This is a genomic window from Bacillus cereus group sp. N21, from assembly GCF_016483395.1.
Lineage (GTDB): Bacteria > Bacillota > Bacilli > Bacillales > Bacillaceae_G > Bacillus_A > Bacillus_A pseudomycoides.
Map to the genome: position 1 here is coordinate 1 of NZ_JAEHBX010000063.1, position 26,468 is coordinate 26,468.

Genomic DNA, 26,468 nt, shown 5'->3' on the forward strand with positions numbered 1-26,468 from the left:
TGTTGCTGAGCCTGATATATAGCTTGATTGATTTGATTTAATGTTTGATTTGATTGAAGATGCTGTAAGCCTTGATTTAAAATTTGAATAGCCTGTTGGATAGTTTGTTGTAATTGCTGATCAGATTGTTGCATTTGTTGTTGAGACTGTTGACTAAATTGTTGAAGCTGTTGCATCAACTGATTGGCTTGTTGAAGACCTTGCTGACTTTGCAGTCCTTGTTGTTGTCCTTGTGAAGATTGAGACATTTGAGACAAAGCTTGTTGTAAATGTTGCACTTGGTGTTGAATTGCACTTAATTCTTGAGAAACTTCTGTATCCGCTGCCTTACGTGCTACAGCTTCAATTTTCTTTTCTGTTCTTTTGTCCATTTAAAAATCCTCCTTTTATACCCACATTATAAGTAGGAACATTTTTATCATGTACAAATGTTTATTTTCAATACCTAAAAATGTATTTTTAACACAGAGTTTCTTCTACTCAGAATTGAACTCGAATACTATTGATTCACTTCTATCGAAATTCCCAATAGCTACTGCTTTAGTGAGGTGGATTTCAGCATTCTTACAATTAGGGGTACGGAAACGATTCTGGGTATGAGGGGCCACTCTGGAATTTAATTACAAATAAAAAAGAACTTTATTCAAGTTCTTTTAATCTACGATACAGAGCGGCCTGACTCACTCCTGTAATTTGGCATATTTCCTTAACAGTTTTTTTGGTATGCTTCCTTAATTCAATCGCATGATTCATACCTGGGTGCTTATCCGTGTATTTTTTCAATCTTCCTCTATACACTCCTTTTTGTTTCGCTAACTTTATTCCCGCACGTTGTTTTTCTCTAATCATTTCTCGATCTAGTTCACTAAAGGCAGCCATGACAGTTAAAAAGAATTTTCCTGTTGGAGTTCTAGTATCTATTCCTAAATTTAAAATCGCAAAGTGAACATCCTTTTCCCGAAGTTGTTCTACTAATTGTAATAACTGAATGGTATTTCGACCTAAACGATCCATTCTAGTTACGACCAAAGTATCCCCAGTAGTTAGTTTTGAAAGTATAGTGTCTAACTCTGGCTTTTGTTTTGTTACTCCACTTATTTTCTCTTTTATAATTTCATCTACTCCATATTTCATGAGCCGTTCGATCTGTGTATCTAGATTTTGATCTTGTGCACTTACACGAGCGTATCCATAGACCATTTTTACCCCTCTTTTTGTATGTATTTTTGATAAGTGTTATTGAGAGTCTCTGAGACTAATAATATCAAGGAACGGATTTCTTATCAATAGGGTACACTCTATTGAGAAGGTTAAGTATGCAATTTTGCATTTTATTTATTATATATATAAATTTATATATACTTATAAAGTTATAGAAATTATATATTTTGAAAGGAGATGCCTGTATGAGGAAATTTATAGGTATTATTTTGTCATTGGTATTATTATGTTCTACTTACGCTCCCTCTCTTACACTTGCCGCTGAAACTGCAAACAAAGTTGGGTGGGTAAAAGAAGATGGTGCCATGTATTATTATGAAAAACCGGGTGTCAAACGTACGAATTCAATTACACTTGATGGGATTGAATATAATTTTGGTAAAGATGGTAAATTATTATTTGGTACGAAATGGATTAATGATAAATCCATATATTATGAAGAACCAGGAAAACTGAAAACAGGATGGATGTATTCTCTTGATGAATGGGAGTATATGGAGAAAGGTTTACCTGTCACTGGATCATTAACTTATAAAGGAAAGAAGTTTGAATTTAATAAGTGTGGTGAAATGGAAAAAGGGTGGATTACTTTACGCTCTACGATTAAAAGGGTATATCCAAAACCGGAAACAAAATTTCTTTTAGAATCGAAACGAGTAAAAGATGGAGAAATTCTTGAAGTAATCGGAAAATATGGAGAATGGTATCAAGTTAAATATCAAGATGAAATCGGATACGTTAGAATCTTGGAATCAGTGGTAATCGATCAAAAACCTATGAGTTCGTTTGAGCTCCTACAAGGGTCCGCAATTATTTCTCACTTTTTATTTACAGAATACAAGAAAGATCCTGAAAAATATTTTCCACCGAATATTATTAAAGAACACGATAAGCAATTTGATAGTGATATGAAAGCTTTTTATGATTTAGTGCATCATATTCAAAATATAAAATCTCGTATTCAACTAGATAATAAAGCCGGTTGGGTACAAAAAAATGGAAAATGGACGTATTATCAAAAGGATGGAAAGCCTGTAACAGGAATCCGAACGATTGACGATAAACAATATTATTTTGACTCTAATGGAATTATGCAGACTGGTTGGGTAAACGCGAATGGAGGGAAATATTATTTTAGCTCATCTGGTATGATGCAAAAAGGTATACAGGTCATTGATGGAAAGGTATATTACTTTTATGAAAGTGGCCTTTTAGGTTCAGGGATGCACAAAGTGGATGGAAAGCCTTATTATTTTGATATTTCTCATGAACCTAGAAGTGGATGGATGAAAAATGAGTATGATTGGTATTTATTACATCCTTCAGGAGCTTTACAAACGGAAGAGTTCACATACAAAGATAAGAAGTTTTCTTTTAACCAAGATGGAGAAATGGTTAAAGGATGGATTGTATTAGAATCTCTGGTTAAAAAAGTGTATCCAGAACCAGATTTAAAACATGTATTACGAGCAAAACGTGTACAAAGTGGAGAAGTCATAGAAGTAACTGGAAAATTTGGCCCTTGGTATGAAGTGAATTATCGTGGAGAAAAGGGTTATGTTCGTATTCATGATGCAATTATTTTCGATCAGGAAGCAAAAAATCCACTTACGTTGTTAGATGGAAAATTAAAAATATTTGAAGGTGTGTTTAATTACATAAAAAGTGATGAAACACTGGTTAGTGATACATTCAAAGTATTGGAAGATTTAGAGCATAACACAGCGGATTCTATTGAAACATGGAATAATGTGTCGAAAGAGATAGATAATGCGAAACAAGATGTACAATATAAAATTAAGGTCGTAAAAGAAGCACGTGATAAATTCCAAGAGATAGCAAATTCTATAAAAGGGGATATCAAAAATTTAACTGTCACTCAAAGAAAAGAACTTGTAAAATTATTGGGGGAAGACTTTGAAGCCATTCTCCAAGTTAGAATTGGATTACTGAAAGAGTATAATTATTTGTTACAAACTTTAACAGACTACTATAAAGCTTTAGGTGTAGTTCAAGATAAAACCAATGAGTTTTTAAAACTTATGTCAGATGTAATCGTTGAAATTGGAGAAAATAATCGTAAACTACACGAAATGTTTAAGGAAACTGGAGCTTTACAAGATTTAGGTAAAATCGCAGGGGATTCGATACGTCTCAAAAAATCTATAGAAGATGCAAAGCCACAAATGAAAGAATTGGCTCAAAAAACAAGAGAAACTGTGCCTGTCATAGCTGGGCATCTTCAAGAATTTCAAGTAATGGTACCGGGATTTTACACGGATCTAAATATGGGATTAGACCTTGCAAATGCATTTATGGACTCAGCCAATAAAATTGCAAGTCATAAGGTCGATATTCCAGCAGCAGCAAGAAATATTGGAAACATTGACTTAAGTAATGCATTATTTGATTTTGGCGTTGCACCGGAAAAATACGATAAGTATATCGCAGAGCAAAACAAAACAAATCAATTCATGACGACTACATTGGATATCTTGCCTCTGATTAATGTACCTAAAGAAGCGATTCAAATGTACCAAGGAAAAGAGATGGGTACAGATCGGAAATATGATCCTTCAGATTATGCAATGGGTGTCTTAAGTGTTGCGACAGGTGGAACAGTTAAAACACTTGGTAAAGTAGTCGGAACAGTTGCTGATCTTGAAAAGAAAGCGAAAAATCTTGAGAAAGCCTCTAAAAATTATAGAAAAACATTTTTTGATCAATATCCAGAATTAAAAGGTAATGTTTTTGTACATCATGCAGTTGAACAACAAGTACTAAAGAAATACCCAAATCTATTTACTGAAGCAGAAATTCATGATATACAAAATTTAAGGGGTATACCAAAAGAAATAAATAATGAAATACATTTATCAAAAATAAGAAAAGATTGGAATGAATTTTATAAATCACATCCTAAACCAACAAAAAAAGAAGTGATTGATTATATGATAGAACTAGATAAAAAATATGGAGATAAATTTATTCCTCCAGTAAATAAATAATATAAAAGGAAGATTAAAACTATGGACTTATATTTATTATCACCTGAAGTAGCTGGTGGACATGGAGAACATACAGTTTATGATACTGAAAAAAATGTTGATAAAGAAGGCATTTCAGGAAAAGTTCAATTTTTACATTATGAGTTTTATGGATGGCTTGGCGATGATTTGTTAGAATCTACACCTTGTTTTATTGTTTCTGAGAAACTGAAAAACGCATTATTATCTAGCGAATTGAAAGATTTTAGATTGGAGAAATGCTTAATCAGTCTTTCTGAGGAATTTCAGGAATTATATCCCGATAAAGAATTACCGGATTTTTGGCGACTCATTCCTTTAGGTACAGTAAATCATGAAAATGGAAATTATGATGATTGGTCAGGTCATCAATTTTGTTTAACACCTAGAGGAGATCTTATTTTAACGGAAGAAGTACTTACTTTTCTAAAGTCATTTTCTCTAAACTATTGCGATATTTCGGCATTAAAAAATATTAATTAATATTGGATGGGATTGTTTAAGATATTTCCTTTCTAGCAGATGTATCTTTATTTGGTCTTCAAGTTAATGTATATATACATTGACTTAATATCTGTCCTACTTAAGAAAATTTAATACTTTTTAATATTGAAACCGTAGGAATAATTAATTCCTACGGTTCTTAGTATACAATGTTTAAGTAAATATCATATCTTTTGAAAACAACGAAAGATCGAATGGTAGTCTCTCAGGTTCGCGATTTGTATCAATATGATATTTTCCAAATCGATTTACATGCGCTGTCATATAGGGGCTTAAATAACAAATCAATTCTTTATTAAATTCCTCTTTTTGTTTTTCATATTCCTGAAGGAGTTTAGAAATGGAAAAAACGTTATAAAAAATAAGACAGTTTGCAACTAAGTGATTATATTTAATAATTTTCCTTTGTTTCTCACGGTCATTCTCAGAAATAATTCCTTCCCCTCCAAAAAAGAGCCACTTTGTAAATCCATTAAATGCCTCAGATTTATTTGTAGCAGATTGAATAGTACGGCGTAATTCTTCATTAGACATGAATTGTAACAAAAACATCGTTCTAATAGCTCTGCCTAATTCACAGAACGCCTGATATAATTTATTCTTCTTACTGTATGTACCTAATGTATTCAATATAGTAGATGGAGTGATTTTACCAGCTTTGATTGACATCGCGATTCTGAGCATATCTGGGTAGTGATTTTCAATCACACTCCAATTGATTTCTCCTGAAAATAGTTCATCAATATGTTCATAACTGTCTTGTGAATTAGGACGAAATAATTTTAAGTGTTTCCAATTGCGAATACGAGGCATTAACTGAATACCTAATAAAGTAGCTAAACCAAAGATTGTGGTGCTTTGTCCTTGAGTATCCGAATGTAAAATTTCTGGTTGAATATCTACTTTTTCATTCATCAAAACATCTAATATATGTATTCCTTCCCAAACTCCACAAGGAATAAAATTACTAAATAAAGCAATATATGTGTTGGAAACATGATAATATCCAATCCCCCCATAACCTCCATATCGAATATGATTTTCAGATAAAAGATTTTGTTCATAGACATCCCATATTGTTCCGTCTGCTGATGCACTTTTTCCATCTCCCCAATATTTTGGAAGTTCAAAACGATTGTAAGCATTAATTATATATCGAATTGCTTTGTCTAAATCTTCAACTGTTACATGCCTTTGATTAATCCAAGCAATTTGTTTTCGATCTATTTCTTGTACTGAACGAGCCGTTTGAGTAGGACCTAAGTTACATCCGTAACAAAATGTATTGGTTAAATAACGTTCAACTTGATTTTCTAATTTCCCCTCATATCTTGAAATAGGCCCAAAGAACCGTGTCCAATTGAGCCAATATTCTGTGTCTGCTAACATATCTAGAACGTTAATCGGTTCTAAATTATACATAATATGATTTTCAAGCTCTTTCAATTCAGGAGGAATCTTCTTCTTTTTTAGTTTTCCAATTACTACTGCGCCTTTTTCAATTCGGACTTGCTGATTATGCGGGAAAGATTTGTTGGTATTATGGCAAACTTGTTGAAGGTCATGGTGTATCTTTTTTGTGAAATCTGAACCTAAACTAGGTAGGTTTAATTGATTACAAAATTCCTCAAGGTTCTCTTCATATTCTTCCCATGAAATAAGTTGTTTTCGATAATCTGCGTATTTTTCACTACCTTCAATATATAAATCTCCAGATTTCAAACCCCACAAAATTTGTGAAAATACACATACTTCAAAATGCCGACGATTCAGTTCCTCTGGAACAACTTCTCTTTTCTTTTTCAGACTTAACCATCTCCACCAACCATCAGGTATCCAAGACAAGTTCAGAAGAGGGGTCACTTCTCTTTTCCACATTCCAATCTTTTTTATATGAGCGACCGATATCCATTCTTTTCTGGTATGTTGATGAGATAATAGAAATTGAATGGCTTCTACTATAGATGAATCCTGATTTGTTGACCGTAAAGGGAATACCTCTAAAATTTTGAATAGTGTAGAGCGATGACTTTTAAAGAATTTTTGTAAAAACAAATAGTAATTATCCTCACTAAATGCTAGATGATCCTCACAATCTTGTAATACTTGATCTTCTTTATCTCTAAGTACTTGTTGGATAGCTTGTAAACGTTTTTCAGGTATTCCTTCCGTTTGGTAGGCCATAAGTACATGCTGTAAAGTGGCTACTAAAGAATCCGTTCGTTTTTGTGTCTGCTTTTTATAATCCTGTAAAAATTCACGGCCTTTTTTATGAATACTCATCATACGTTTGATCAGCATTTCACCAATATTATCTAGTACCCTTGATGTTTGTACAGAAACCAAAGAGATAGCCAACGTATATCTTTTCTTCTTTTCTATTTTTGACATACGATAAGCATCTAATGTTTTGGCTTCAACAGCCATTTGTCGTATTTTGGTTGAAGAAAAATTTTCGAGAAGGTGAACAGGTATTTTTTGCTGTATTAACCAATCGTGATGCATAATTAACTCTTTTAAATGAAATAAAGAGGCACGTTTGGCATCTTCTCTGAGGCGATTCCATGGGCTATAAAAGGTGTCAGGTTCTGTTTGAAATAAACAGTCTATCTGTTGTAATTGTTGCTCTTGTAATGATTCATATACTTGCTCATAAATTAAACGATAAGATTTGTGCCTTATTTCATTAGCCGCTTCTTTAAAAGTGTTATAAACGGGTAATTCATATCTTTGATGTATTAATTCTTCAATAGCTGCATTAATTAAATCAGCTGGATCATCTTTGCTTCCAGCTACATGTTTCATTGTATCAAACATAATTTGACGAGCATTATGATCAAATTGTTGAATTTTTAGATACTGTCTTACAAAGTGATAATGTCTTTTTACAGTACGTGTTTTACCGTATGTTTCCCATTCAGTTTCAATAGGGATAGGTAATTGAGCTGACTGAGCAATGTGTTTAATTATAATTGGAGGTATATCTGAAATACGTGTAAAAAAGCCAAGATTTTGTACAGTTTTTAGCAAGATTAGTAGCGCTAGCTGTTGTAATGTTCCTTTTGTTTTCAAACTTGTCCATTCTATTTCACTTCTTGTTGGCGTATATACACCATTTAAATCTTCCGTACTTAAATTATGTTTGATTCTTGGATATATTGTATCTTGAATACTAGGCATAACTAACCTCCCTAGAATTTGTATATATTTCAATATTCAACCACCTTCATTGTAAAATAAAAACCTATCCGCAGATAGGTTCCTTGTTTATATTTACAGTATCTATTTGAATATTTTTCCAGAGTGGCCCCTCATACCCAGAATCGTTTCCGTACCCCTTCAACTGTTGCACATGGAGAAGCTTTGCCTTCTTCTGTATCTGCATCTACAGCAAATGTCGATAATGCAGAAATTGATGATGTATCTGTAGAAGTTTACGATAAAGATAGGAATTTGGTTAAAACATATTCTAAAGAGGAATTAGAAAAATTTAATCAAGACATGGCTAAAACTCCTTTAAGAAGTTCTAAGTTCGATGGTAATATGCAAAATAAAACAGAGGTTAACCCTCTTGCTATGAATGTTTTTAATTTTGGATATATGGAATTTAGTAACTATAAGTGGATTGATGGTGGCACATCATTTTACCAACCTCAAAGTGTACAGGTAGAACCACAAACTAAGACTATTGGATTGGCAGTACAAGTATTTCATAATAGTTCGATGTGGGAAGAATATAGAGTTAAAGGTTCCTTTTCAAGTGGATTAAACATTCCAATTTCTCACCTTTTAACTGCTTCTGGTAATTATTATCAACTTAGACTTAAAAATTATGGTGGGGGAACTATATATCTTGATAGTGGACAAGTTTATTATAAATAATACAATTTCTTAAATTTAATAGTTATATACATGTAAAAAAGACTGGGTATGAATCCAGTCTTTTTCATCAAATACTAGCCTATTAATACTAAGTTTCCTATATCCTGTTCATAGATTTGTTAGTTGATTCTTTGATTATCTTGACTATAAACTTCAATAGTATATAAATCATTTTCAATCCATTTTTGTGCTTGCTGTGTTTTAAGTAGATCATCAATTTCTTTCTCGATCTTCTCCCCAAACTCTTTAGCTCCTGAATCAGCACTATTTATAGGCGTATATATAGCAAATGGAATAGGTTGCCCTGATTCTACATAAGCCCGCATTGAAAAACCTTTGTATCCTTTTTTATGGAACAATTCTTCTAAAATATAACTCAAAATTCTGTCCCACCTGTTCTCTATTTTTACAATGTTCATATCTCTTTGACTAATATTAATAGTATATGGTCTAATATCTTGGTTCTTTAACTGAATGCTAATCTCTTTTTTTAATTTACTTGTATTTACAGTATCCGCTATTTCTAGGTCTACAACTCTCGCTTTATCATCCACAGACGAACTGAGAAAATCTTTTTTATTCACTGTATTCCTAACAGTATCCATAACTTTTGAACCTTCACTTTTTGCTTCTTCTATATCGCTCTGTTGGCAGCTACTTAATACAATAGTTAATAAAAGAGGTAACAATAACCCTTTTCCTTTATTCATCCCAATCTCCTTTCCAGTGATTCCTTGTTATATATTTGAGTCGTATCTGAGCCTAGATTATAAAGAAAATACTTCAAGTGTTATTGATCTAACTTCTATTTTCATATTGGATTAGGTATTCTCCAAAACAAACGAAAAACCTTCACCTCATTTTGGGGGTTATTTTACTTTGCTATTAACTGAATTTGAAAAATATCCGATTCTTTTAGACCTAGAACTCTCATCTCCTCTTTAAACGTTCGCCAAGATTCAACTTTAATGGATTTGGTACTTCTATCCCTTAATGTATACACTCTTATGTACTGTTGCTCCTGTTTTTTATTTTCCTTCATACCATCTTCCTCCGTTATTTTTAATCGATGAAATCATAATATCTTTTTAACGAAAGTTTAGATTTAAAACCTACCTGTTTTATAATTTGTTCCTCTAAAATTCCATGTTCAATCAGCCGTAAAATAAAGGTATTTCGAAGATGTTGTGCTGAAATTCCTTTTCGTAAATTCGCTCTTTTAACTTCAATTCGAATCATTTTTTGAACAGCAATTTCTGTTAGAGCTTTAGGCGCATCATTTTCATATGACCAATGATAAGTTTTCCGAGTAAAATCAAAGGCTACAAACAATGGATCATTACTATGGTATCTTGGACGAACAGGTTCAGGAATGATTTTGTAATAGTTAAATAAACGCTTTTTATCTTCTTCAGTTAAAAGAATCGTTCTTTCTATACCCACTATTCCTGGTACTGAGATCGTATTATTTTCAAAATGGACGTGCTTCATCTGTAAACCGACAAGTTCTTGTAAGGATAATCCATTATGAATGAGCAAATGCACAATAGAAATGTTACGATCCATAAGTACTGGACGAACAGAACGTTGCTTTTCTGTTAATCCTTCTAATGAACTTAAAATGGACTCTAAAGTTTTCTCTTCCTCTTTTGTAATAAAATCTTCATCACGTAACGCACGGTTTGGTTGAATACTAAGTTGCATACCCTCTAACGGATTTGACAGTTTTAAATACTGATATAGTCTATTTAAGACAATATAGACACGATGCATTGTTTTTTCAGAGTACTGTCGTTGATGCTTTAAATCATAGAAATACTCATCGTAATCCTTTGTATCAAGTATCGTCCATATATTGCATGTAGGGAGTTTTTTAGATTTTTGCAACCAATGACCAAAGTCTTCAATATCATAAACATATCGTTTAATTGTAGAAGGCTTCCGTCCTTTATTTAATAAGAAAGAAGAAAAATGTTGTACAGTATCTTGAAATTCTTTTGTTGGCATAAGCTTATCATCCTAATTTTTCTTTTAGTATATCAAATTTTACACATATTCCACTTACCCATTCATCCCCAAAGAAAATATATAAATAAAAAAGATAAGACCTGAAACTCGGTCTTATCTATGGCATAAGGAGAAACAAATAGGGAGATAACCATCACTTTTTTATCATATTACATTAACTGTTAATTTTTAATATTATAGCTAAAAATAGCTACAGTATCCATATTGAGAAATTTATTACTAATTTTTCGATAGTATCAAAAGCTACACCTTGTGGTTCACTTTTCATTACTATGTATTCAAATATGTAGTGAGTTCTTGGTACGTCTGTAAAAGTATACCTTTACAGATACATAGAAAACTATAAAAAACCACGTCTATAAATGTCTATTTCCTACTTTGCAGACATCTGTTTAATTTATAAACTTACCAAACAGTATGAGGAAAGAATGAAAAATTATAATTCTAATAATAACCTTGTTCATAACTTAAAAGTTTTGAACATGTTTTTGAAGTATTGTAATATCAGTATACAGATAGGTGTCATAACTTAGAGTCTAAAGTTATCCAAAAAAAGAGCAATTATTTCTTAATTATTGGTTTTATAACATAAAATTCCCCCTCATTATGTAAATGAGGGGGAATTTATTTAGAGGTAATTAAACAAATTTTAATTCCATTAGAGATTAATTAATTTCATTGATTATTTTTCCTGTTTTATCAATTTTCAGTTCCCATACTTCTTCAGAACTTCCCGTATCCGTTTTTAATTTGAATTTTACCACATATACATCATAATTTTCATTACGTTGTATATTTTCTATTTTCCCATCTGTAATAAGTTTACCCTTTGTAATTGTAGTATAAATTTTTTGAGATAATTCCTGCAGTTCTTGTTGACTTAATTCACTTATATTTTTCCCTATAGCAGCTTCCGAAAAAGCTAATGGAAGCAATTTGTCTTGCGTATAGAGTTGATATAAAAAATTTTTTACAACTTCATCGTTTGAATCTTCTTTTGATTTTTTTATGTTTTCTTTTTCTTCTAATGTATATGCTTGTTGTTCTACAGGAGTTTCTACAGATTCCTCAGTTGAATTACTAGTAGTGTCTTTCTTGTTTTCTGAATTTAGATGTTCTTCTTTTTGTTTTTTTGAGGAGCTTTGCTTAGATTCAGCATACACTTTATTACTGTTCTTTTTTTCAATACCTATACTATAGGTTAGGTAACCAGCACCTAAAAATGTAATAATAGATACTATACTTAATATCATTAGATTTTTTCTTTTCATCATTTGTCACCTTCTACTTAGAAATATATCTCATTAATGGTGTTGTTAATATTAAGCAAATCTAAATTCTGCGAGATCTATAAATCTAATGTTTTTAAATTTATGTTTTTCAACAATTTCTTTCACTTTTTCTGTCACAATAATGACCCCAAACCAGTTTTTGAAGAAAAGTATGTCTGAACCATCCCATTCTTTTGTATTTACACTTAAGCCTTCTATAGTACATGTATCCTCTAAAATATTTCCACAATGCTGACATTTTTTAATTGGCTCCCCATTACCGTGGCATATATATCCCCCATCACCATGGACAGCCAATTCTTTTAATGTTTTTACATGCTCCAAAGGTAGTTTCATAAACGGTATTGCTTCCTCTTGCAAAATAATAGGTTCAAGAGAAAATCCTGTTATATTATTGTCTAATAATGCCTTCTGCATTTCTTTACTTATAATTGTGTATTGGTGCATTTTATACAAATCGGCTGTTTTTTTTCCTTCAAAATATATTTGTAACGGGTGTTGTTTTACTCTCAATATTCCACCACATGTGTCACAACTTTCTTTAGCAAATGTATTAACACCTTCTATTGCTTTTGCAAAATTAGAATGTGTGCCTCTCATGATATAAAATTTCAAATTATTCACTTCCTAATCATTTTTTTGGTTTGGCTTGATATGGTTTCATTCCAGCTCCTTCTACCATAGATTTTAACTTATCTTCTATCTGTTGTGCAGTGGCTTTTGGGTGTTCTTCAATCCAATCTTCCCAAATTCTATTCCAATGTTTACCTAAAGGACTTTTATTTGTATGGATACCATTGTCTACTTTTAATTTATGTAATCCACGTGGTAAATCATAGTAGTATTTTGGGTCATTTACATCTATACCATGCTCTTTAAACCATGGTGAAAATTGTTCTGGTAAGCCATGGTGAACGTCACCTTTTGCTGCATAGCCTGTATATTTTTCGAAGATACTTCTTTGTTTATTCTGTCTTTTTGTCGCTGTAACTAACTCTTCAGCTTCTTTGACGGATTTTCCAGTTAATTTGACAGAAGTTTTACCAGCAATTTTGCCTGATCCACCACCTGCTACAGATAGAGCTATTACTAAACGTTCATATATTGAGCCTTGATTATTTGCCAGCTCTCCCAAGGCGAAACCTTGTCCTAGGATAGGGAACCACTCAAAGAAAGAAACCATTCTTTCGTCTAATTCAGGATCATGATAACCTGATGGAAAATTAAAATCTATATTGTTGATTTTCAATCCTGAGAAATTGTGTGCATTAAAGTTAAAGTTTAAATTTAACTTCCTTATTGCTTCTCTCGCTTCATCTAACTTCCCTAAATTTATATGTATCTCTGGAATACTCATATCTGGAAAATGTATCTCTGGAATATTTATATCTGAAAAATCAAATATGAAAGAGAAATTAAGTTTGGACAAGTCAATAATCATTTGATCTAGAGTGTCATTCATTTCTGACATCGCTTGATTCGCTTGATTTACGCCTTCATTCATCTGATTAAATCCTAATAACATCTGGTTAATTATCCCGTTAGCGCCATTTACAGCCTCATCGATTTGCTTTATGCTCTGATTCATTTGAACCAAGGTACGATTTATTTGGTCCATGGTTCCATTTATATCATTCATAGTTTGATTCATTTGATTCAAGGCTTGATTCATTTGATTTATGCCTGCATTCGCTTGATTTACGCCTTCATTCGCTCGATCAAGGGCAGCCTTTAGATCAGCATTTACCTTTTCTAATTCTTTAGGAAGCCTTTCTAATTCAGCAAAAGTTTGATTCCATGAGTGATCTGGAACAAAAGGAGCCATTCCACCATATGGTGAATAGTCGCAAACCCCCACTTGGTTATTTTCAACAAGACTAAGATTATCAATCCAAACCGTTCCACTTGCTTTATTATTTGGATAAGAGACTTGAATTATAATTTCAGCTTCTGTGGTTTGTTCAGAGGTTTTAAATATCAATCTTTTATTAAACCAATCTGTGTTTGACTTTTCAGGAATATGAGTAACTTTATAAATGTAGCTTTCTGAAATAGGAGCATTATTTCCGTGTAATACAACATTCATTTTCACAACTGCATTACTTAAGTTTTTACTCTTAATCCAGCTATCAAAAACATAACTTTGGTTTGGTTTAACCTTAACAGATTGTTTCAGTATTACATTCCCATAATCATTGTTTTTAGGTTTAACATCTACTTTTAAAGATGAATTACCAGTACCTTGAGGTGCATGAATCGTTTTATCTTGTGATAAGGTACTTAAATCATTATAGGGCTCCCTTTTCCAATTGTCGGTTATGTTTGATTCAAAACTATTATTGGATATTAAGTTTGTTCCAGTTAATTTGATATCAGAATACTTGATTTGAGAACCATTAATAGGGGTCAAATTTATGGAATCAAATAAAATGGTGCCATAAGAATCTTTTGTAGCAAGGTGACGACTTGCTGATAATTTTACAAGTATTTTTTTTGTTGATAATGATGTTTTGAAAGTAAATTCTTTTTTCTCCCACTTATCTTGAGGAGTAAAATGTATTGTTTTAGTTTCCAAAGCATCTACTACAACATTTCCTTCACTATCTTTAAATTGTAAATCAACCTGTGGATCGATTTCTTTAGAATTAGTTGTTTTTGCCCAAGCACTAAATTTGTAAGTCTTTAGTGGCTCTACAGAGACTTCTTGGTATGCATTAATATCATTTCCAAGCCACTTACCTTGACTTAATTTTAGTGATAATGAATTTCCACCTTTACTTTTAGGTGATTTTTCATTTTTACTTTGAGATATACTTCCTTTTTCATCAGATTTTAAAAACTTCCAATTTGAAACTGCATTTTCTTCTTCGAAATCGCCATCGTTTAATACATTATTTGAATTTATATTGTTATAATCTATTTTAGATAGAAGTACACTACCGACCCATATATCCCCGCCTGTTTCACCTAAGAGAGTCCAACTTGGTCTTAATACAATTTCTACGTATTTAGTTGTAGGAGAGGTTTTGAAAAATAATCCGTATTTTCTCCAATCTGATATATTCTGCACTTGCTTTTCATATCTTGGATTATCATCTGAAATAGAATGATTTTTCTCGTCTTTTAAAGAAACTTCAATAGTAGAATTAAGATTACTACCTAAACCTTTAATTAATGTATCTAAGCTATAAGATTGATTAGGTTCTACAGGAATTTTTTGGACTAATTTAGGTAAAAATTTGTCATATGACAATGAGCCTTTAGGAACCTCTATTTTATATGATTGCTTATCACCTGAAGAAACTGTTTTCATATCAATGGAAGTTTTTCCAACAGTTCCAGGGATGCTAGTGTCTACCTTCCAATTATTAAATTTTGTTTCTTTTCCAACAATCTTAGGCTGTATAGCTCTTAAATTAGCTGAATCAAACCATATACTCCCCTTGGATGTTCCTAAATTCCTTCCAATTTGAATCTTAACTTCTATAAATTTTGTTGTGGGAGAGGTGGTAAAAACATTTTCGCTTTTATTCCACTTTTCTTTTGATTTAATTGGATATGTTTTTTGGCTTTGTTCATCATTTATAACATTACTTTCATCTTTATAGAACGTTAAATCAATATCTCCAGAGATATTTTCACCTGTTGTTTTGCTCCAAATACTCATAGAGTACGTTTGATTCGGGGATACCTTAACCTTTTGTTTATACTCTACTAACGTCGATGATGCCAGGCTCCATTCACCTTTAGATACATCAACTCGAATAGAAGATGCACCAGATCCTTCAGGAGGTTTTTCTTTTGTATCTTTAAAGAGTTGTGCACCTGCATTTAAGTTTTTTTCCCATATCTGTTTCTCTAGATCACTTTCAAAATCCCCGTTACCAATAAGGTTATTATTTTGCGTACTCTCTTCTTTTAATGAAACCCATCTATCTGTTTGATTTACTTGTATTTTTATCCAATTATCTATAATCAGATCTTTAATAGGATAAATACCAGCTTTAATCATACCGGTATTTTTAGAATTTAAAGATGGTTTATCATAAAAATTTGAATCTGTAATTATTTTTAAATTTTCGAGGTAACCGTCTTTGTAAAATTGAAGTTCGAAATTTTTCTTTTGTATTGCGATTGTTTGCATGGCTCCTGATGAATCCAAGTAATACCATTTTCCATTAATAGATTGCCACCCAGTTTGCATGGCTCCTGATGAATCAAGGTAATACCATTTTCCGTTAATAGATTGCCACCCAGTTTGCATGGCTCCTGATGAATCAAGGTAATACCATTTTCCATTAATAGATTGCCACCCAGTTTGCATGGCTCCTGATGAATCCAAGTAATACCATTTTCCGTTAATTGACTGCCAACTTGTTTGCATTGTTCCTGATGAATCTAGGTAATACCACTTATCATTTAATTGTAACCATCCAGTGTGTTTTACCCTTGATTTATCAAAATAATACCATTTGTCTCCTTCTTGTACCCAACCTGTTTTATCGGATATTTCACTTGCTAATATAAGGGAGGGGGTGAGTGTAGAAAATATTAAAAATAGTGCAAGGATAATACATGCTAGTTTCCTCATTTTCGTTTTTCTCCTTTTTAAATTGTTATAACCATGAAATAATTTCTAATATTACAAGTTTTTTGTAATATTTATATAGTATAATATAAAAATTTATCTGTTGCTATTAATGTTTTTGTTTTGGAGATTCTTAGACAGGAAAGAGCAGCATTTATTTGTTTAAGCATAGCTGTATTTCTTGTCTGAATGAGGACGAAGATTTTTTTATCACCTTTCTGGAGAAGGGGGATATCATTATAAATAAAAAAGCTTGCAAAAGTAAGCTGTATTCGCTGTTATTTAATTTACGTATCGAAAAGTTTAATGGATTAATCTGAAACACATGTAGGCCTCACCATATCCAAAAAAGAAAATTGTACGTTTAGACACAATTTGGACACAATTTAACTGATACACTGTACGTTAAGCGCAAAGTTTGCTACCAAAAAACTAGCCTTTTGAAAAAAAGATCCCAATATTAGGGGATCTTTTTTTAGTGAGTTAGTCTTAGATAAAGAAATTGTACTTCTTTATCTGTTACAGATAAACTAATTGATGTCTGCACTACAGCATTTATTGATATTATTAATAGAACAAACATGAATATCAAAAACCATTTTGGAATATCATTTTTCTTTTTTATGAAAGATATTAAGAGAATTAAAAGTAATATAACCAAATATGCTATTGATACATACAATTCTAAATTTTGTTGGCCTAATTTGTTAACGGCATTTCGAAAATCTTCTAAGTTCAACTCATTTTCCTTATTTTCCTTTATTATTGAATTAGAACTTTTATAACCAATTTTCCACGTATAATTGTTGTTTTCTTTATCTACAATATAATAATAATTACGCACTTCTTTTTTTGTAATAATTTCTCCATCTGCTAAAGTTTTTGAACTAGGAACCAATATCCCTATAAGGCATAGCACAATAATTAATTTACTCTTCATATTTTAGTCTCCGACATTTAATGTATTTTCATATTCTTTTATTACTTTGTAAAAAGTATTTTTCTTCAAGTCTAGTACCTCCATGAATTGAACCCCAGTTATTTCTCTATTTTTCCACTTCGGATAAGTTTCTTCTATTAGAAGTAATTGCTTTGAGCTTAATGTTGAAAGGTTAAACTGAGGACGTCCTAAATGCTTCCCTTGAGATTTTGCTACTGCAATCCCTTCCGCTTGTCGCTGATGAATCTTTTTACGCTCTTGATCTGCAACATAGGAAAGCAAAGATAAAAATTGATCTTCCATCAACCGACCCATGTCACCCATTTCACGAAACTTACGGCTATCGAATAAAGTTTCATTTTCTAAAACAACAATATCAGCTTGTAATTCTCTTGTTATGTATTTCCACTCTGAAATTACTTCATCATAATTACGTCCCATACGATCTAAAGCATCTATATAAACCATATCACCTTTACTTAATATTTTTCGTAATAATTGATACTGAGGGCGATCAAAATGTCGTCCACTTGCTTTATCGACAAAAATACGCCGAGCTTCCACTCCTCGTTCCATCATCTTATGTAATTGACGTTGTTCATTTTGATCTTTTGTACTTACACGTATATATCCATAAATATTTGCCACGTTTGAGACTCTCCTTACATTTGTTACCACAATTATACCACTTCTGTTTATAAAGGTATTCACTAAAAATAAACGTTTATAAAAGAATTCCATTCACCTTTATAAACTTGATATTTCAATGTTTCATAAATGTTCTTCAACTGTTTATAAAGGTATACCTTTACAAACAGAAGATATATGCTTCTTCATATTCAATTTTGAAATGAATTTTTGGAACATCTTTAACCTATGGTATTGCCTCTTGACTACTTGTATAGAAAGAACGTCCCAAAAGCTTTACTTTTTGGGACGGTTTCAATAAAATAACTAATTTACTTATTCCGTTATGCTTCAAAAGATACCTATTTTTTAGAAGTACTTTAAAAGTGTTGTTTTAGATGTCTTGATACATAGATTTTATGTGTTTTACAATCCTTCAAAAAGTGTACCTTTTGGAACTTAAAACGAATTAGTAATAAATTTCTCAATATAGATATTGCTACTATTTTTAGTTATACTATTCAAAATTAAAATTTAATGTAATATCATGAAAAGGTGATGGTTATTACCCTATTTGTTTCTCCTTATGCCATAGATAAGATCGGATTCCTGGTCTTATCTTTTTTATTTATGAGGTCTTGTTACACATTCATTAACTTAACAAAATTTTTGTTATGGGTTATTTGTTGTCATTGGCTTGGTGGCGGTGTGGATTATAAAATTCTTAAGTTGATGGGCATGTATGGTTTACCCCTACTTAGGAATCTCCCACTTCAAACAGTCCGTAAGGACGTTAAGTAGTGAGTAGTTCAATCAACTATCTCTTACAGAAATCAATGAACAAGTGGTTTTCTATGTTATACATGCATAAAGTTTTTTTGGTACCTCATACTAATCATGATTTTTAGAAAAAATCATGATTAAAAGTGAGGTTCAGAAATGGAAAATTCTTTTATTTCAAGCGCCGACGTGCAGCAAAGTGCATGGCAAGTGTTACATGACAGAGGTGTACATATTGAGGACATTGCGAAGTTAACATACTTTTTACAGGAGAAGTATGTGCCGGATTTAACAATAGAAAATTGCATCGAGAATGTAAAGCGTGTAATGGGAAAAAGGGAAGTACAGAATGCTTTATTAACGGGAATTGAACTAGATATTTTGGCTGAAAAAGGAGTATTATCCTCTCCATTGCAACAAATGTTGAAAACAGATGAAAGTTTATATGGAGTAGATGAAATATTAGCATTATCCATCTTAAATTTATACGGAAGCATTAGCTTTACAAACTATGGTTATATTGACAAGTTAAAAGAGGGGATTTTAAGCGAGCTGAATGATAAATCTAAAGGAAAGGTGCATACTTTTTTGGATGATTTAGTTGGTGCGATTGCGTCAGCTGCAGCAAGCCGGTTAGCTCATCGTTATCAAGCAAAGTTAGAAAATGAAGATTCCCGTAAGTAATAACTTATACTAAGAGGCACAGCCACATTTCCATCAACTTAAGAAAACAGATTACCCCTAAAAACGAAAATTTCATCTTTTCATAGGCGTATAGGTACCCATTGGAATTTAGTTCATTTTTTCGTTTTAGGGAACAATTAATTTCTTAAGTTGATGGGCATGTAAGGTGACCCCTAATAGTTCGCTTGCTATTTCCCCATTTTGAGGGGATGAGCAAAGATACCCAAGATTTATTCTAAAACAACACCTAATTGTTTTTCTAAGCGCTTTGATTTTATTCCTCGTTCACTTAAATTAAATTGTATTATTTTTAATATGAAGGGATTATATTCGCCACCTCTAGGATCAATTTCAACAATATTAATAATGATTTTTTCTGCAACAAGTAACGGCATTTCATAAAAATCGTGCTCTTGATACAAGAGCTTTTTAATTCTCTTTAGTGTTTGTTTATTTAATTTCTTATCGTTGAATTCAAAATCAAATTTCATTATTACAAGAGCTTCTTCACATGAATAAGCTTGAGACAACAAAAGCCATAAAGCAAATAATGCTCTATATTTTAAAAAGTCTATTTGCTTAGTTTTAATTCCTAACTTTCTTGATACACCTTCTAATTCTTCTATAAAATTGAAACAAAGCTCAATTTCAAGCATAGGATTTCTTTGTCCACTTACATCATCATAAACATCTCTTCTTTTTGCATATTCATATGAAGCTATTAAATTAGGAGTAGCATACTTAAGATTTTTAGCAAACAATTCTAAGATTTCTTCAAAAATTTGATCTTCATTTATATTCCCCTTGATATCTTTTTTACTGAATGCTGTCTTCACATCAAAAAATAATAATACTTTGAATAGAATTGGAGAATAAAAGTTCTGATAACATTCATTTAAATATGTGTTTTTTTCTCTTTTCCCTGTAAGTTTATACGCAACAACTTGGGCAAGTGATGCTGCAGTAAATGTTGCTACGACAGCAAATACCCATTGATAATCTTTTAAGAAAGTCTGCCACCAATCCATATCCATCTATACACTCCTAAATTTGTTAAAGTAATTTTTACAAACATTTTTCTCTTTACTGTATTAACCTCCTTATCTAAGGGTATATACTACTGGTGAATTCTGTATGGGGTACAGAACACAAAACGGAAAAAAACCACGCTAAGGATTTTCGAGCCATTTTAACGCTAATTTAAATTGTGTTGTATCAAAATGTTCTTAATGGGACAAAATTCAAAGGATTTTATGTCGAAATTTGCTTAGCGTGGTTTATTTTCAAAATGCTGGCGGTACCCCGTTAAGCAATTTTCTACATATAAAGGGCTTTTCCATTGACTTAGTCTAATAATAACAAAGCATTGTTTATTGTATGTAAATATTTGTAGAGTTTTTGTAAAAGCATAAATTTGTGAGTGGCTCCAAAAAGAAGGAATCGTTGCCATATACCTAGAAAAGATAAATTTATAAAAATTACCTTTTTATTTATAAATATGGAATTTTTTGTTATGATAGATACAAATTAGTTTGTATCTATCGTAACACTTGACTAAAGGAAAATAAACCAATTAGAGGTGGAAACAACAGAACGCGAAAAACACACACTAACAATTGTGTTGTATTAACTCTTTTCTACAGTGAATTCTGGTGTTTTTATGCAACACAATTGACACTATGTTGCATTTTAGAAGTTCAGTAATCAGTTAAAGTCTTAATTCTAGTCTTAATGTGCGAAATCCGCGTTTTGTTGGCGGTACCCGTACTGATATACTTCTTTTTAGGGTAATAGTATCAGTATGTCTAAGATTTAGGGATTACTTGCAAGTGTGTAGAACTTTTTGTACCAGAACCAAAAATAATATACAAATTAGTCTGAATATTATATCAACTAAACTCCTCATTCTTCTTATGATAGATTCATCATCATAACTTTTAGTTGATTCTGTTGCCACAATGTGCTTGTAGATTGAATGTATGTTTTAAAATACTTCATTTTTACAATCAGATGCTAGTTATTTTGTTAACTACACCTAATGGTGATGAACCTTATAATAAGCATGCTAAGTAATTCATGTATCATATTTTGTATTAAAGAGAGGGATGTCTATAGATGTAACAAGCGGAACAAAATAATTGCACTGACTATTCTGTCTAAGTTTTTTAGCTACAACGTGCAGAAGCTTTATTTTCATCTTTTTTTTGTATGAGAATAGTTCCTTTGCTATCCTCTTTGTACTTAATTTTGTTTTTTTCTAAACACTTTATTAATGCATCTTTAGATTCTTTGGATAGGTTTTCACTTGAAGAAAAAATAACAAATTTATCATCTTCTTTGTTATTGCATGCTGCGATGAAAGAGAGGCTTAATACTAAGATTAATGAGGTTGAAATTATCTTTTTGTGCAATTTGCATCTACCTTTCTGTTTTTTATATCTTATTTTAGTCAGAATTGATGGAAAAATAAATAATAATTCTAAAATATGATTATAATCATATTTTAGAATTATTATTTTATATCTTAGAGAGGAGAAAGAATATATGACGACAAAATCGAAGGTATTTAAATTTACTTTGGTGGCTGGTTTTAGTATGTTTTCGATACTATCTGTTACTCCGACAGCAAATGCTAGTGTGTCAGTGAAAACAGATATAGTCAAGGAGGAATTTAAGAAGAATAAGTATATAAACAATGCTCCCCCTATTACAAAAAAGCTACTCCAATTAAACAATCCAAATGTAACGCTTTCTAAACAGGAAATGGAACAATTTTTAGAAGAACTCGATAGTGGAATATCGACTAGTGGTGTATATGATGATTGGAAAAATTTAACTCCAGCAGAGGAAAGTTTAGCTAAACAAAACCCATGGGTAGCAGCAAAGGTTAAAACATGTAGGGATATTGCTTGGGATATTACTGGAAGCCGATACGGACAAGGACATAATGATTGGAGAGATGCATTCCGTCATGGTTTATGGAATGCTGTAATGGTTAGAGACGTTGGACCAAATTGGGCTAAAAAGTGGGCAGATGCACATGAAACAAGAAGTGGACAGCCGGCACTTGAAAAAGAGATGGATCTTTTCAACAATGATGTGGGCAGAACGTTGAGCAAGTATGACAGTTCAGATAATAATACAACAATTGCAAATAATGTTAAAAAATATATTGATAACCGAAAATTTAAACGTTTTTCTAATGACAAAAAAAGGTTAGTGTGGACACCATAATTTTTGAATTTGGAGAGTAGCTAAAGAAATACAGGGGTACGGCAACCATTTCTTCTTTTTGGAGCCACTTACAAAAGTGGTCTTTTTTTATGGTCATTTTACTATAGGATAACTTTGCTCCTAAACGCAGCTACGCTGGTATTGGGCCTATTAAGGGTCACCATATGATTTCGAGGAAATTCCTTAACGTGCAATTTCCTCGAAATCATATGGGAGTACAGCCGAGATACGTGTAAAAATAGGTCATAGGCTTACTTTTATTTCCATATGAGATTTATAGGGCTTATAAATGCCGTTTTGTCTATTATGGGTACACCCAAAATATACATATAAGAGTGTAACGGATAATGGAAATTAATCATTTAGATAAGATCACTACAGAAGTCATTGAAGTAGCGAGAGATTCTTTAGTGATCGGTGAAAATGAATAATATAAAAAGAGAAGTCTGCAATTTTACAGACTTCCCTTTTTTAATCTATATGCAATTTAGCATTTAAAAACTATGCAAATTATCTCCTAAAGTTACAGGCCAAAAACGTGGAATAATCGCTCTGTTTCTCTACACAAAAAATTTTTTTAAAAAAATCACTATTCTCCCATTTCTTCTAAATCGATGAGAGAATAATGATTTTGAAACTTCTTCACCTAATCAATTGAAATTCCCCGTTACTATTTGATTTCAATTGCTGAAGTTATATCGTTCCAATCCGCAGCCAAATTAGCAGTTTTACCATACCAATCAGAGTGTCTAAATAAGACCCCTTTGCCATATCCTTGAGTTGAAGTATGTTCCCACAGCGTCGTCGAATAACTTGCAGAAGGTGATGCTGTACTTACGGAAGAAATTCTGTCATTCCAGGTAGAAGACAAGTTTTTAAACCCATAGCTCCAATAAATATACTGTCCACCTTTATCTTTATGCTCATAGAAATCGGTACTACCAGCACCGCTACCCAGGGTCTTTAATGGGCTTTGAAATCTTTGTTTATCTTTTTCGATAAAAGCCTCCAAGTTTTCTCTGCTCGTAAAACCATACGCCAACCAATCTCCATTTGTATTTTGTTTAGGCAGAACCATAGTTATTTTTACGTCTTCGTTGGATTTGTTATTCAATTTGACAAACGAATCCACATTCTTTCCATCTACAGTTACATAGTCGAACGATTTAATCGTATAATCTTTTTCTGCACTTGCTGAAACCGTTCCCAGTCCTCCAGTTAATACAAAACCAGTCGCTAACGCTCCTACTATTAACTTCTTGAACATACAAACATCCCCTTTTGCTTAGATTTTTTGGTACAACTAAAATGTATGTTATTTTTGCAATTGTGTAAATATATAGAAAGTTTAGAAATAAAACGCGGAATATTCGCTGTTTTCTATTCGGCATACGGCAACGATTCGTATATGACCCGCCATATCTGTAAAAAATATAATTTATGTATATTTTTTACTTTTTAGAGCCCAAAATTGTAACTTTTGGAGGTATTTTGCGCGTGTTTTAAGTGATAATTTGCACATCCAACTTTTAACCCCAGCTACCTTCACATTAGAAGTTTAGCTGGGGTTCTTCATTAATTATGTCCAAGCACAAAGCTATTTCGTGCAGCCTCTACTACTTCGGTGGTAATTGATGTAAGGTGATTGATTTCGAGGATACGTTCAATTTGAGTAAATAGAAGGTGAATGAGTCTAAAGTTACGAGTTTTGGAACAGATAATGCTATTCTTTTAACAATATAAATATAGAGAATGTGAAGTAATGCACTTAAAGTAACGGATCAGTATAGTTATAGAAGGATGATGGACAAGAACATCATTTGTTTTTCGATTTGGCGAAGAGACCATTTTGCAAGGATTTTTTTGATTATAAAGGATAAATATTATCCATTGATGTATCAAATTATGATATAACTCTAGATATACATATCATATCATGATATATTGTTTTTAGATATATCGTTTTGCGATACATATTAAAGAGATATAGAAGGTGATGGGTTGAAAAAAACTGAGCTAACGGATTCAGTGTTTTATATTATGGCTGCTTTAACTAAACCAGGGCATGGTTACGCAATTATGAGCTTAATTGAAGAAACAACAAATGGGGCAATTACTATAGGTCCTGCTTCAATGTACACGATTATAAAAAAGTTATTAAAACAAGAATGGATTTATTTGCATGATGGTTCGGATTCAAGGCGTAAAACATATCTGCTTACTGACAAGGGCAGAGAAGTATTAGAAGAAGATGTGAAGATAAGGAAACTGATGATTCAATTAGCAGAAACGGGATTGAAGGAGGTTAAAGAATGAGAAAAACAAAGTATATTACGTCAGGCGGGTTAGCTTTTTCTGAGGAAAAGGACATGGAAAAATTACGCCGATTTTCTTTGAAGGGTTGGCATGTCAGTGATTTTAAGTTTATGGGGTATACGCTTGAAAAAGGCGAATGCTCAGATTATATCTACAGTGTAGATTATCGTTCATTAAAAGAGGGGGAAGCAGAGGAATACTTGGACTTTTTTTCATTCTCTGGCTGGTCGCATATTGCCTCAGAAGGAGATATTCATTTATTTCGAGCACAACCTAATACAAAACCAATTTATAGTGACCGTGGCACATCCGTAGAAAAGTATGGAAATTTAGCCCGTTCTATGAATTATTTTGCCATTCCGTTCGTTTTAATAACAGTACTTGCATGGGTTGGAGCAATGATAAGCTCTGGAACATTACAATCCATATTGTTGGCAATCGCAGTTATTTTCACTGTCATTGCACTTCCAACAGCTTGGACTGTAATCGCAACATATAATAACAAATGGAAGGTACAAGAAAAAAAAGGCTTAGTTAATCTTTTGAAAACTATACGAGCCCTTCTCTTCTTAATTGCTGTTTTTATATTGTTATACGCCGCTGGCAGTGCAGTTAACATGTTAGCGTCTATGATTATTGGAGCAATCGCACTTCCAACTGCTATTTGGCTTATCATGTCTCTTTGTCATAAAATGAGGGGGAAGAAAGCTTAGTATAGGATTCGAATAATAAAGTTTTAGACATTGTTATTGAGCTAAAAGGTGCGTTAGTGGAATAAAGAGTATTAAAATAATCGCACTTAGTTATAAAAAAGCTATCATGGAATGATAGCTTTTTTATGTCTATCTATAGTGCGAAATAACACTTAAAACAAGTGCAAATTATCTCCCGAAGTGACACAATACATTGACCTACATCAAAACTTATGGTCAAAAGCGAACGTGGAAAAGGTGATATTTTGGTTAAATATGGATATGGTAGGGTGAGCACATTAAACCAGGATTTGGAATCTCAAATTCAAATGTTAGAAAAAGAAGGTTGCGAGAAAATTTACTCTGAAAAATTTACAGGTACAAAATTTGATAGGCCAAAATTTCAAGAACTACTTTCTGTACTAGAAAATGGCGACACACTTGTTGTAACAAAATTAGATCGGTTTGCACGTTCGGCTGAAAATGCAATCCAAACGATAAAAATGTTATTTGAGAAAGGTGTTAAGGTTCATGTCATTAATATGGGAGTAGTGGAAGATACACCAACTGGAAGATAGATGTTTAATATCATGAGTGCATTCGCTGAATTTGAAAGAGATATGATTGTAGAACGTACACAAGAAGGAAAAGCGA

21 protein-coding genes and 3 pseudogenes are annotated in these 26,468 nt (G+C 32.1%); 9 read left to right on the forward strand and 15 right to left on the reverse strand.

Going from position 1 to position 26,468, the window contains the following annotated elements:
• Together JDS96_RS24350 and JDS96_RS24355 are read right to left on the reverse strand one after the other, a co-directional pair.
• Positions 1–371 (reverse strand): hypothetical protein (locus tag JDS96_RS24350; protein ID WP_199668287.1); only part of this gene is annotated, 371 nt, incomplete at its 3' end.
• Between the two features lie 268 nt (positions 372–639).
• Entirely contained in the window at positions 640–1,200 is a 561-nt protein-coding gene (locus tag JDS96_RS24355) for a recombinase family protein (RefSeq protein ID WP_199668288.1), read from the reverse strand.
• 206 nt (positions 1,201–1,406) lie between these two features.
• Here JDS96_RS24355 and JDS96_RS24360 point away from each other — a divergent pair, with 206 nt between their 5' ends.
• Both JDS96_RS24360 and JDS96_RS24365 read left to right on the forward strand, forming a co-directional pair.
• Positions 1,407–4,229 (forward strand): N-acetylmuramoyl-L-alanine amidase family protein, encoded by a 2,823-nt coding sequence (locus JDS96_RS24360; protein ID WP_199668289.1) that lies wholly within the window; start codon positions 1,407–1,409, stop codon positions 4,227–4,229.
• 21 nt (positions 4,230–4,250) lie between these two features.
• Positions 4,251–4,730 carry a hypothetical protein gene (locus tag JDS96_RS24365; RefSeq protein WP_199668290.1) on the forward strand — a complete coding sequence of 160 codons (480 nt, stop codon included), beginning with the start codon at positions 4,251–4,253 and terminating at the stop codon, positions 4,728–4,730.
• A 174-nt stretch (positions 4,731–4,904) separates the two neighbouring features.
• On the opposite strand, the gene JDS96_RS24370 is transcribed toward JDS96_RS24365, so the two are convergent.
• Positions 4,905–7,931 (reverse strand): Tn3 family transposase, encoded by a 3,027-nt coding sequence (locus tag JDS96_RS24370; RefSeq protein WP_199668291.1) that lies wholly within the window; start codon positions 7,929–7,931, stop codon positions 4,905–4,907.
• 183 nt (positions 7,932–8,114) lie between these two features.
• Here JDS96_RS24370 and JDS96_RS24375 point away from each other — a divergent pair, with 183 nt between their 5' ends.
• On the forward strand, positions 8,115–8,633 hold the full coding sequence (locus JDS96_RS24375) for a hypothetical protein (protein ID WP_242479978.1): 519 nt from the start codon (positions 8,115–8,117) through the stop codon (positions 8,631–8,633).
• A gap of 119 nt (positions 8,634–8,752) precedes the next feature.
• On the opposite strand, the gene JDS96_RS24380 is transcribed toward JDS96_RS24375, so the two are convergent.
• From JDS96_RS24380 to JDS96_RS24415, 8 genes are all read right to left on the reverse strand, one after another.
• Positions 8,753–9,343, reverse strand: coding sequence for a DUF4030 domain-containing protein (locus tag JDS96_RS24380; protein WP_199668293.1), 591 nt, complete (start codon positions 9,341–9,343; stop codon positions 8,753–8,755).
• Positions 9,344–9,507: 164 nt separating this feature from the next.
• Positions 9,508–9,675 (reverse strand): hypothetical protein, encoded by a 168-nt coding sequence (locus JDS96_RS24385; RefSeq protein WP_170927964.1) that lies wholly within the window; start codon positions 9,673–9,675, stop codon positions 9,508–9,510.
• A gap of 20 nt (positions 9,676–9,695) precedes the next feature.
• Positions 9,696–10,640, reverse strand: coding sequence for a tyrosine-type recombinase/integrase (locus tag JDS96_RS24390; RefSeq protein ID WP_199668294.1), 945 nt, complete (start codon positions 10,638–10,640; stop codon positions 9,696–9,698).
• A 686-nt stretch (positions 10,641–11,326) separates the two neighbouring features.
• Positions 11,327–11,932, reverse strand: coding sequence for a hypothetical protein (locus tag JDS96_RS24395; protein ID WP_199668295.1), 606 nt, complete (start codon positions 11,930–11,932; stop codon positions 11,327–11,329).
• 51 nt (positions 11,933–11,983) lie between these two features.
• Positions 11,984–12,568, reverse strand: coding sequence for a hypothetical protein (locus JDS96_RS24400; RefSeq protein ID WP_199668296.1), 585 nt, complete (start codon positions 12,566–12,568; stop codon positions 11,984–11,986).
• A gap of 16 nt (positions 12,569–12,584) precedes the next feature.
• Positions 12,585–16,544 (reverse strand): carbohydrate binding domain-containing protein, encoded by a 3,960-nt coding sequence (locus JDS96_RS24405; protein WP_199668297.1) that lies wholly within the window; start codon positions 16,542–16,544, stop codon positions 12,585–12,587.
• A gap of 472 nt (positions 16,545–17,016) precedes the next feature.
• Positions 17,017–17,481 (reverse strand): hypothetical protein, encoded by a 465-nt coding sequence (locus JDS96_RS24410; protein WP_199668298.1) that lies wholly within the window; start codon positions 17,479–17,481, stop codon positions 17,017–17,019.
• Between the two features lie 3 nt (positions 17,482–17,484).
• On the reverse strand, positions 17,485–18,159 hold the full coding sequence (locus JDS96_RS24415) for a recombinase family protein (protein WP_199668299.1): 675 nt from the start codon (positions 18,157–18,159) through the stop codon (positions 17,485–17,487).
• An 888-nt stretch (positions 18,160–19,047) separates the two neighbouring features.
• On the opposite strand from JDS96_RS24415, the gene JDS96_RS24420 reads away from it, so the two are divergent.
• Positions 19,048–19,572 carry a phosphatidylglycerophosphatase A family protein gene (locus JDS96_RS24420; RefSeq protein WP_199668300.1) on the forward strand — a complete coding sequence of 175 codons (525 nt, stop codon included), beginning with the start codon at positions 19,048–19,050 and terminating at the stop codon, positions 19,570–19,572.
• Positions 19,573–19,802: 230 nt separating this feature from the next.
• Here JDS96_RS24420 and JDS96_RS24425 read toward each other — a convergent pair whose 3' ends face one another.
• The gene (locus tag JDS96_RS24425; RefSeq protein WP_242479979.1) at positions 19,803–20,606 is read right to left on the reverse strand and encodes a hypothetical protein; all 804 of its coding nucleotides are present in this window, start codon (positions 20,604–20,606) and stop codon (positions 19,803–19,805) included.
• A gap of 1,131 nt (positions 20,607–21,737) precedes the next feature.
• Positions 21,738–21,983, reverse strand: coding sequence for a hypothetical protein (locus tag JDS96_RS24430; protein ID WP_199668301.1), 246 nt, complete (start codon positions 21,981–21,983; stop codon positions 21,738–21,740).
• Positions 21,984–22,116: 133 nt separating this feature from the next.
• Here JDS96_RS24430 and JDS96_RS24435 point away from each other — a divergent pair, with 133 nt between their 5' ends.
• Positions 22,117–22,806, forward strand: coding sequence for a DUF6973 domain-containing protein (locus JDS96_RS24435; RefSeq protein ID WP_199668302.1), 690 nt, complete (start codon positions 22,117–22,119; stop codon positions 22,804–22,806).
• Between the two features lie 341 nt (positions 22,807–23,147).
• Positions 23,148–23,237, forward strand: a pseudogene (locus JDS96_RS32415) (AAA family ATPase); the annotation flags it as partial.
• Between the two features lie 239 nt (positions 23,238–23,476).
• On the opposite strand, the gene JDS96_RS24440 reads toward JDS96_RS32415, so the two are convergent.
• Together JDS96_RS24440 and JDS96_RS32420 are read right to left on the reverse strand one after the other, a co-directional pair.
• Positions 23,477–24,073 carry a hypothetical protein gene (locus JDS96_RS24440; RefSeq protein ID WP_199668303.1) on the reverse strand — a complete coding sequence of 199 codons (597 nt, stop codon included), beginning with the start codon at positions 24,071–24,073 and terminating at the stop codon, positions 23,477–23,479.
• Positions 24,074–24,381: 308 nt separating this feature from the next.
• A pseudogene (locus JDS96_RS32420) lies at positions 24,382–24,507 on the reverse strand (AAA family ATPase); the annotation flags it as partial.
• Positions 24,508–24,807: 300 nt separating this feature from the next.
• Here JDS96_RS32420 and JDS96_RS24445 point away from each other — a divergent pair.
• From JDS96_RS24445 to JDS96_RS24455, 3 genes and pseudogenes are all read left to right on the forward strand, one after another.
• Positions 24,808–25,122, forward strand: coding sequence for a PadR family transcriptional regulator (locus JDS96_RS24445; RefSeq protein WP_016113422.1), 315 nt, complete (start codon positions 24,808–24,810; stop codon positions 25,120–25,122).
• Positions 25,119–25,835, forward strand: a complete 717-nt coding sequence (locus tag JDS96_RS24450; RefSeq protein WP_016113421.1) for a DUF2812 domain-containing protein — start codon at positions 25,119–25,121, stop codon at positions 25,833–25,835. The genes JDS96_RS24445 and JDS96_RS24450 overlap by 4 nt, the downstream gene beginning before the upstream one ends.
• Positions 25,836–26,047: 212 nt before the next feature.
• Positions 26,048–26,468: pseudogene (locus JDS96_RS24455) on the forward strand (recombinase family protein); the annotation flags it as partial.

Coding starts and splice junctions, on each gene's coding strand:
- JDS96_RS24385 (WP_170927964.1), bottom strand. CDS start 9,675: ATGAAGGAAAATAAAAAACAGGAGCAACAGTACATAAGAGTGTATACA.
- JDS96_RS24380 (WP_199668293.1), bottom strand. CDS start 9,343: ATGAATAAAGGAAAAGGGTTATTGTTACCTCTTTTATTAACTATTGTA.
- JDS96_RS24450 (WP_016113421.1), top strand. CDS start 25,119: ATGAGAAAAACAAAGTATATTACGTCAGGCGGGTTAGCTTTTTCTGAG.
- JDS96_RS24410 (WP_199668298.1), bottom strand. CDS start 17,481: ATGAAGAGTAAATTAATTATTGTGCTATGCCTTATAGGGATATTGGTT.
- JDS96_RS24420 (WP_199668300.1), top strand. CDS start 19,048: ATGGAAAATTCTTTTATTTCAAGCGCCGACGTGCAGCAAAGTGCATGG.
- JDS96_RS24390 (WP_199668294.1), bottom strand. CDS start 10,640: ATGCCAACAAAAGAATTTCAAGATACTGTACAACATTTTTCTTCTTTC.
- JDS96_RS24360 (WP_199668289.1), top strand. CDS start 1,407: ATGAGGAAATTTATAGGTATTATTTTGTCATTGGTATTATTATGTTCT.
- JDS96_RS24425 (WP_242479979.1), bottom strand. CDS start 20,606: ATGGATATGGATTGGTGGCAGACTTTCTTAAAAGATTATCAATGGGTA.
- JDS96_RS24395 (WP_199668295.1), bottom strand. CDS start 11,932: ATGAAAAGAAAAAATCTAATGATATTAAGTATAGTATCTATTATTACA.
- JDS96_RS24405 (WP_199668297.1), bottom strand. CDS start 16,544: ATGAGGAAACTAGCATGTATTATCCTTGCACTATTTTTAATATTTTCT.
- JDS96_RS24355 (WP_199668288.1), bottom strand. CDS start 1,200: ATGGTCTATGGATACGCTCGTGTAAGTGCACAAGATCAAAATCTAGAT.
- JDS96_RS24365 (WP_199668290.1), top strand. CDS start 4,251: ATGGACTTATATTTATTATCACCTGAAGTAGCTGGTGGACATGGAGAA.
- JDS96_RS24440 (WP_199668303.1), bottom strand. CDS start 24,073: ATGTTCAAGAAGTTAATAGTAGGAGCGTTAGCGACTGGTTTTGTATTA.
- JDS96_RS24435 (WP_199668302.1), top strand. CDS start 22,117: ATGACGACAAAATCGAAGGTATTTAAATTTACTTTGGTGGCTGGTTTT.
- JDS96_RS24370 (WP_199668291.1), bottom strand. CDS start 7,931: ATGCCTAGTATTCAAGATACAATATATCCAAGAATCAAACATAATTTA.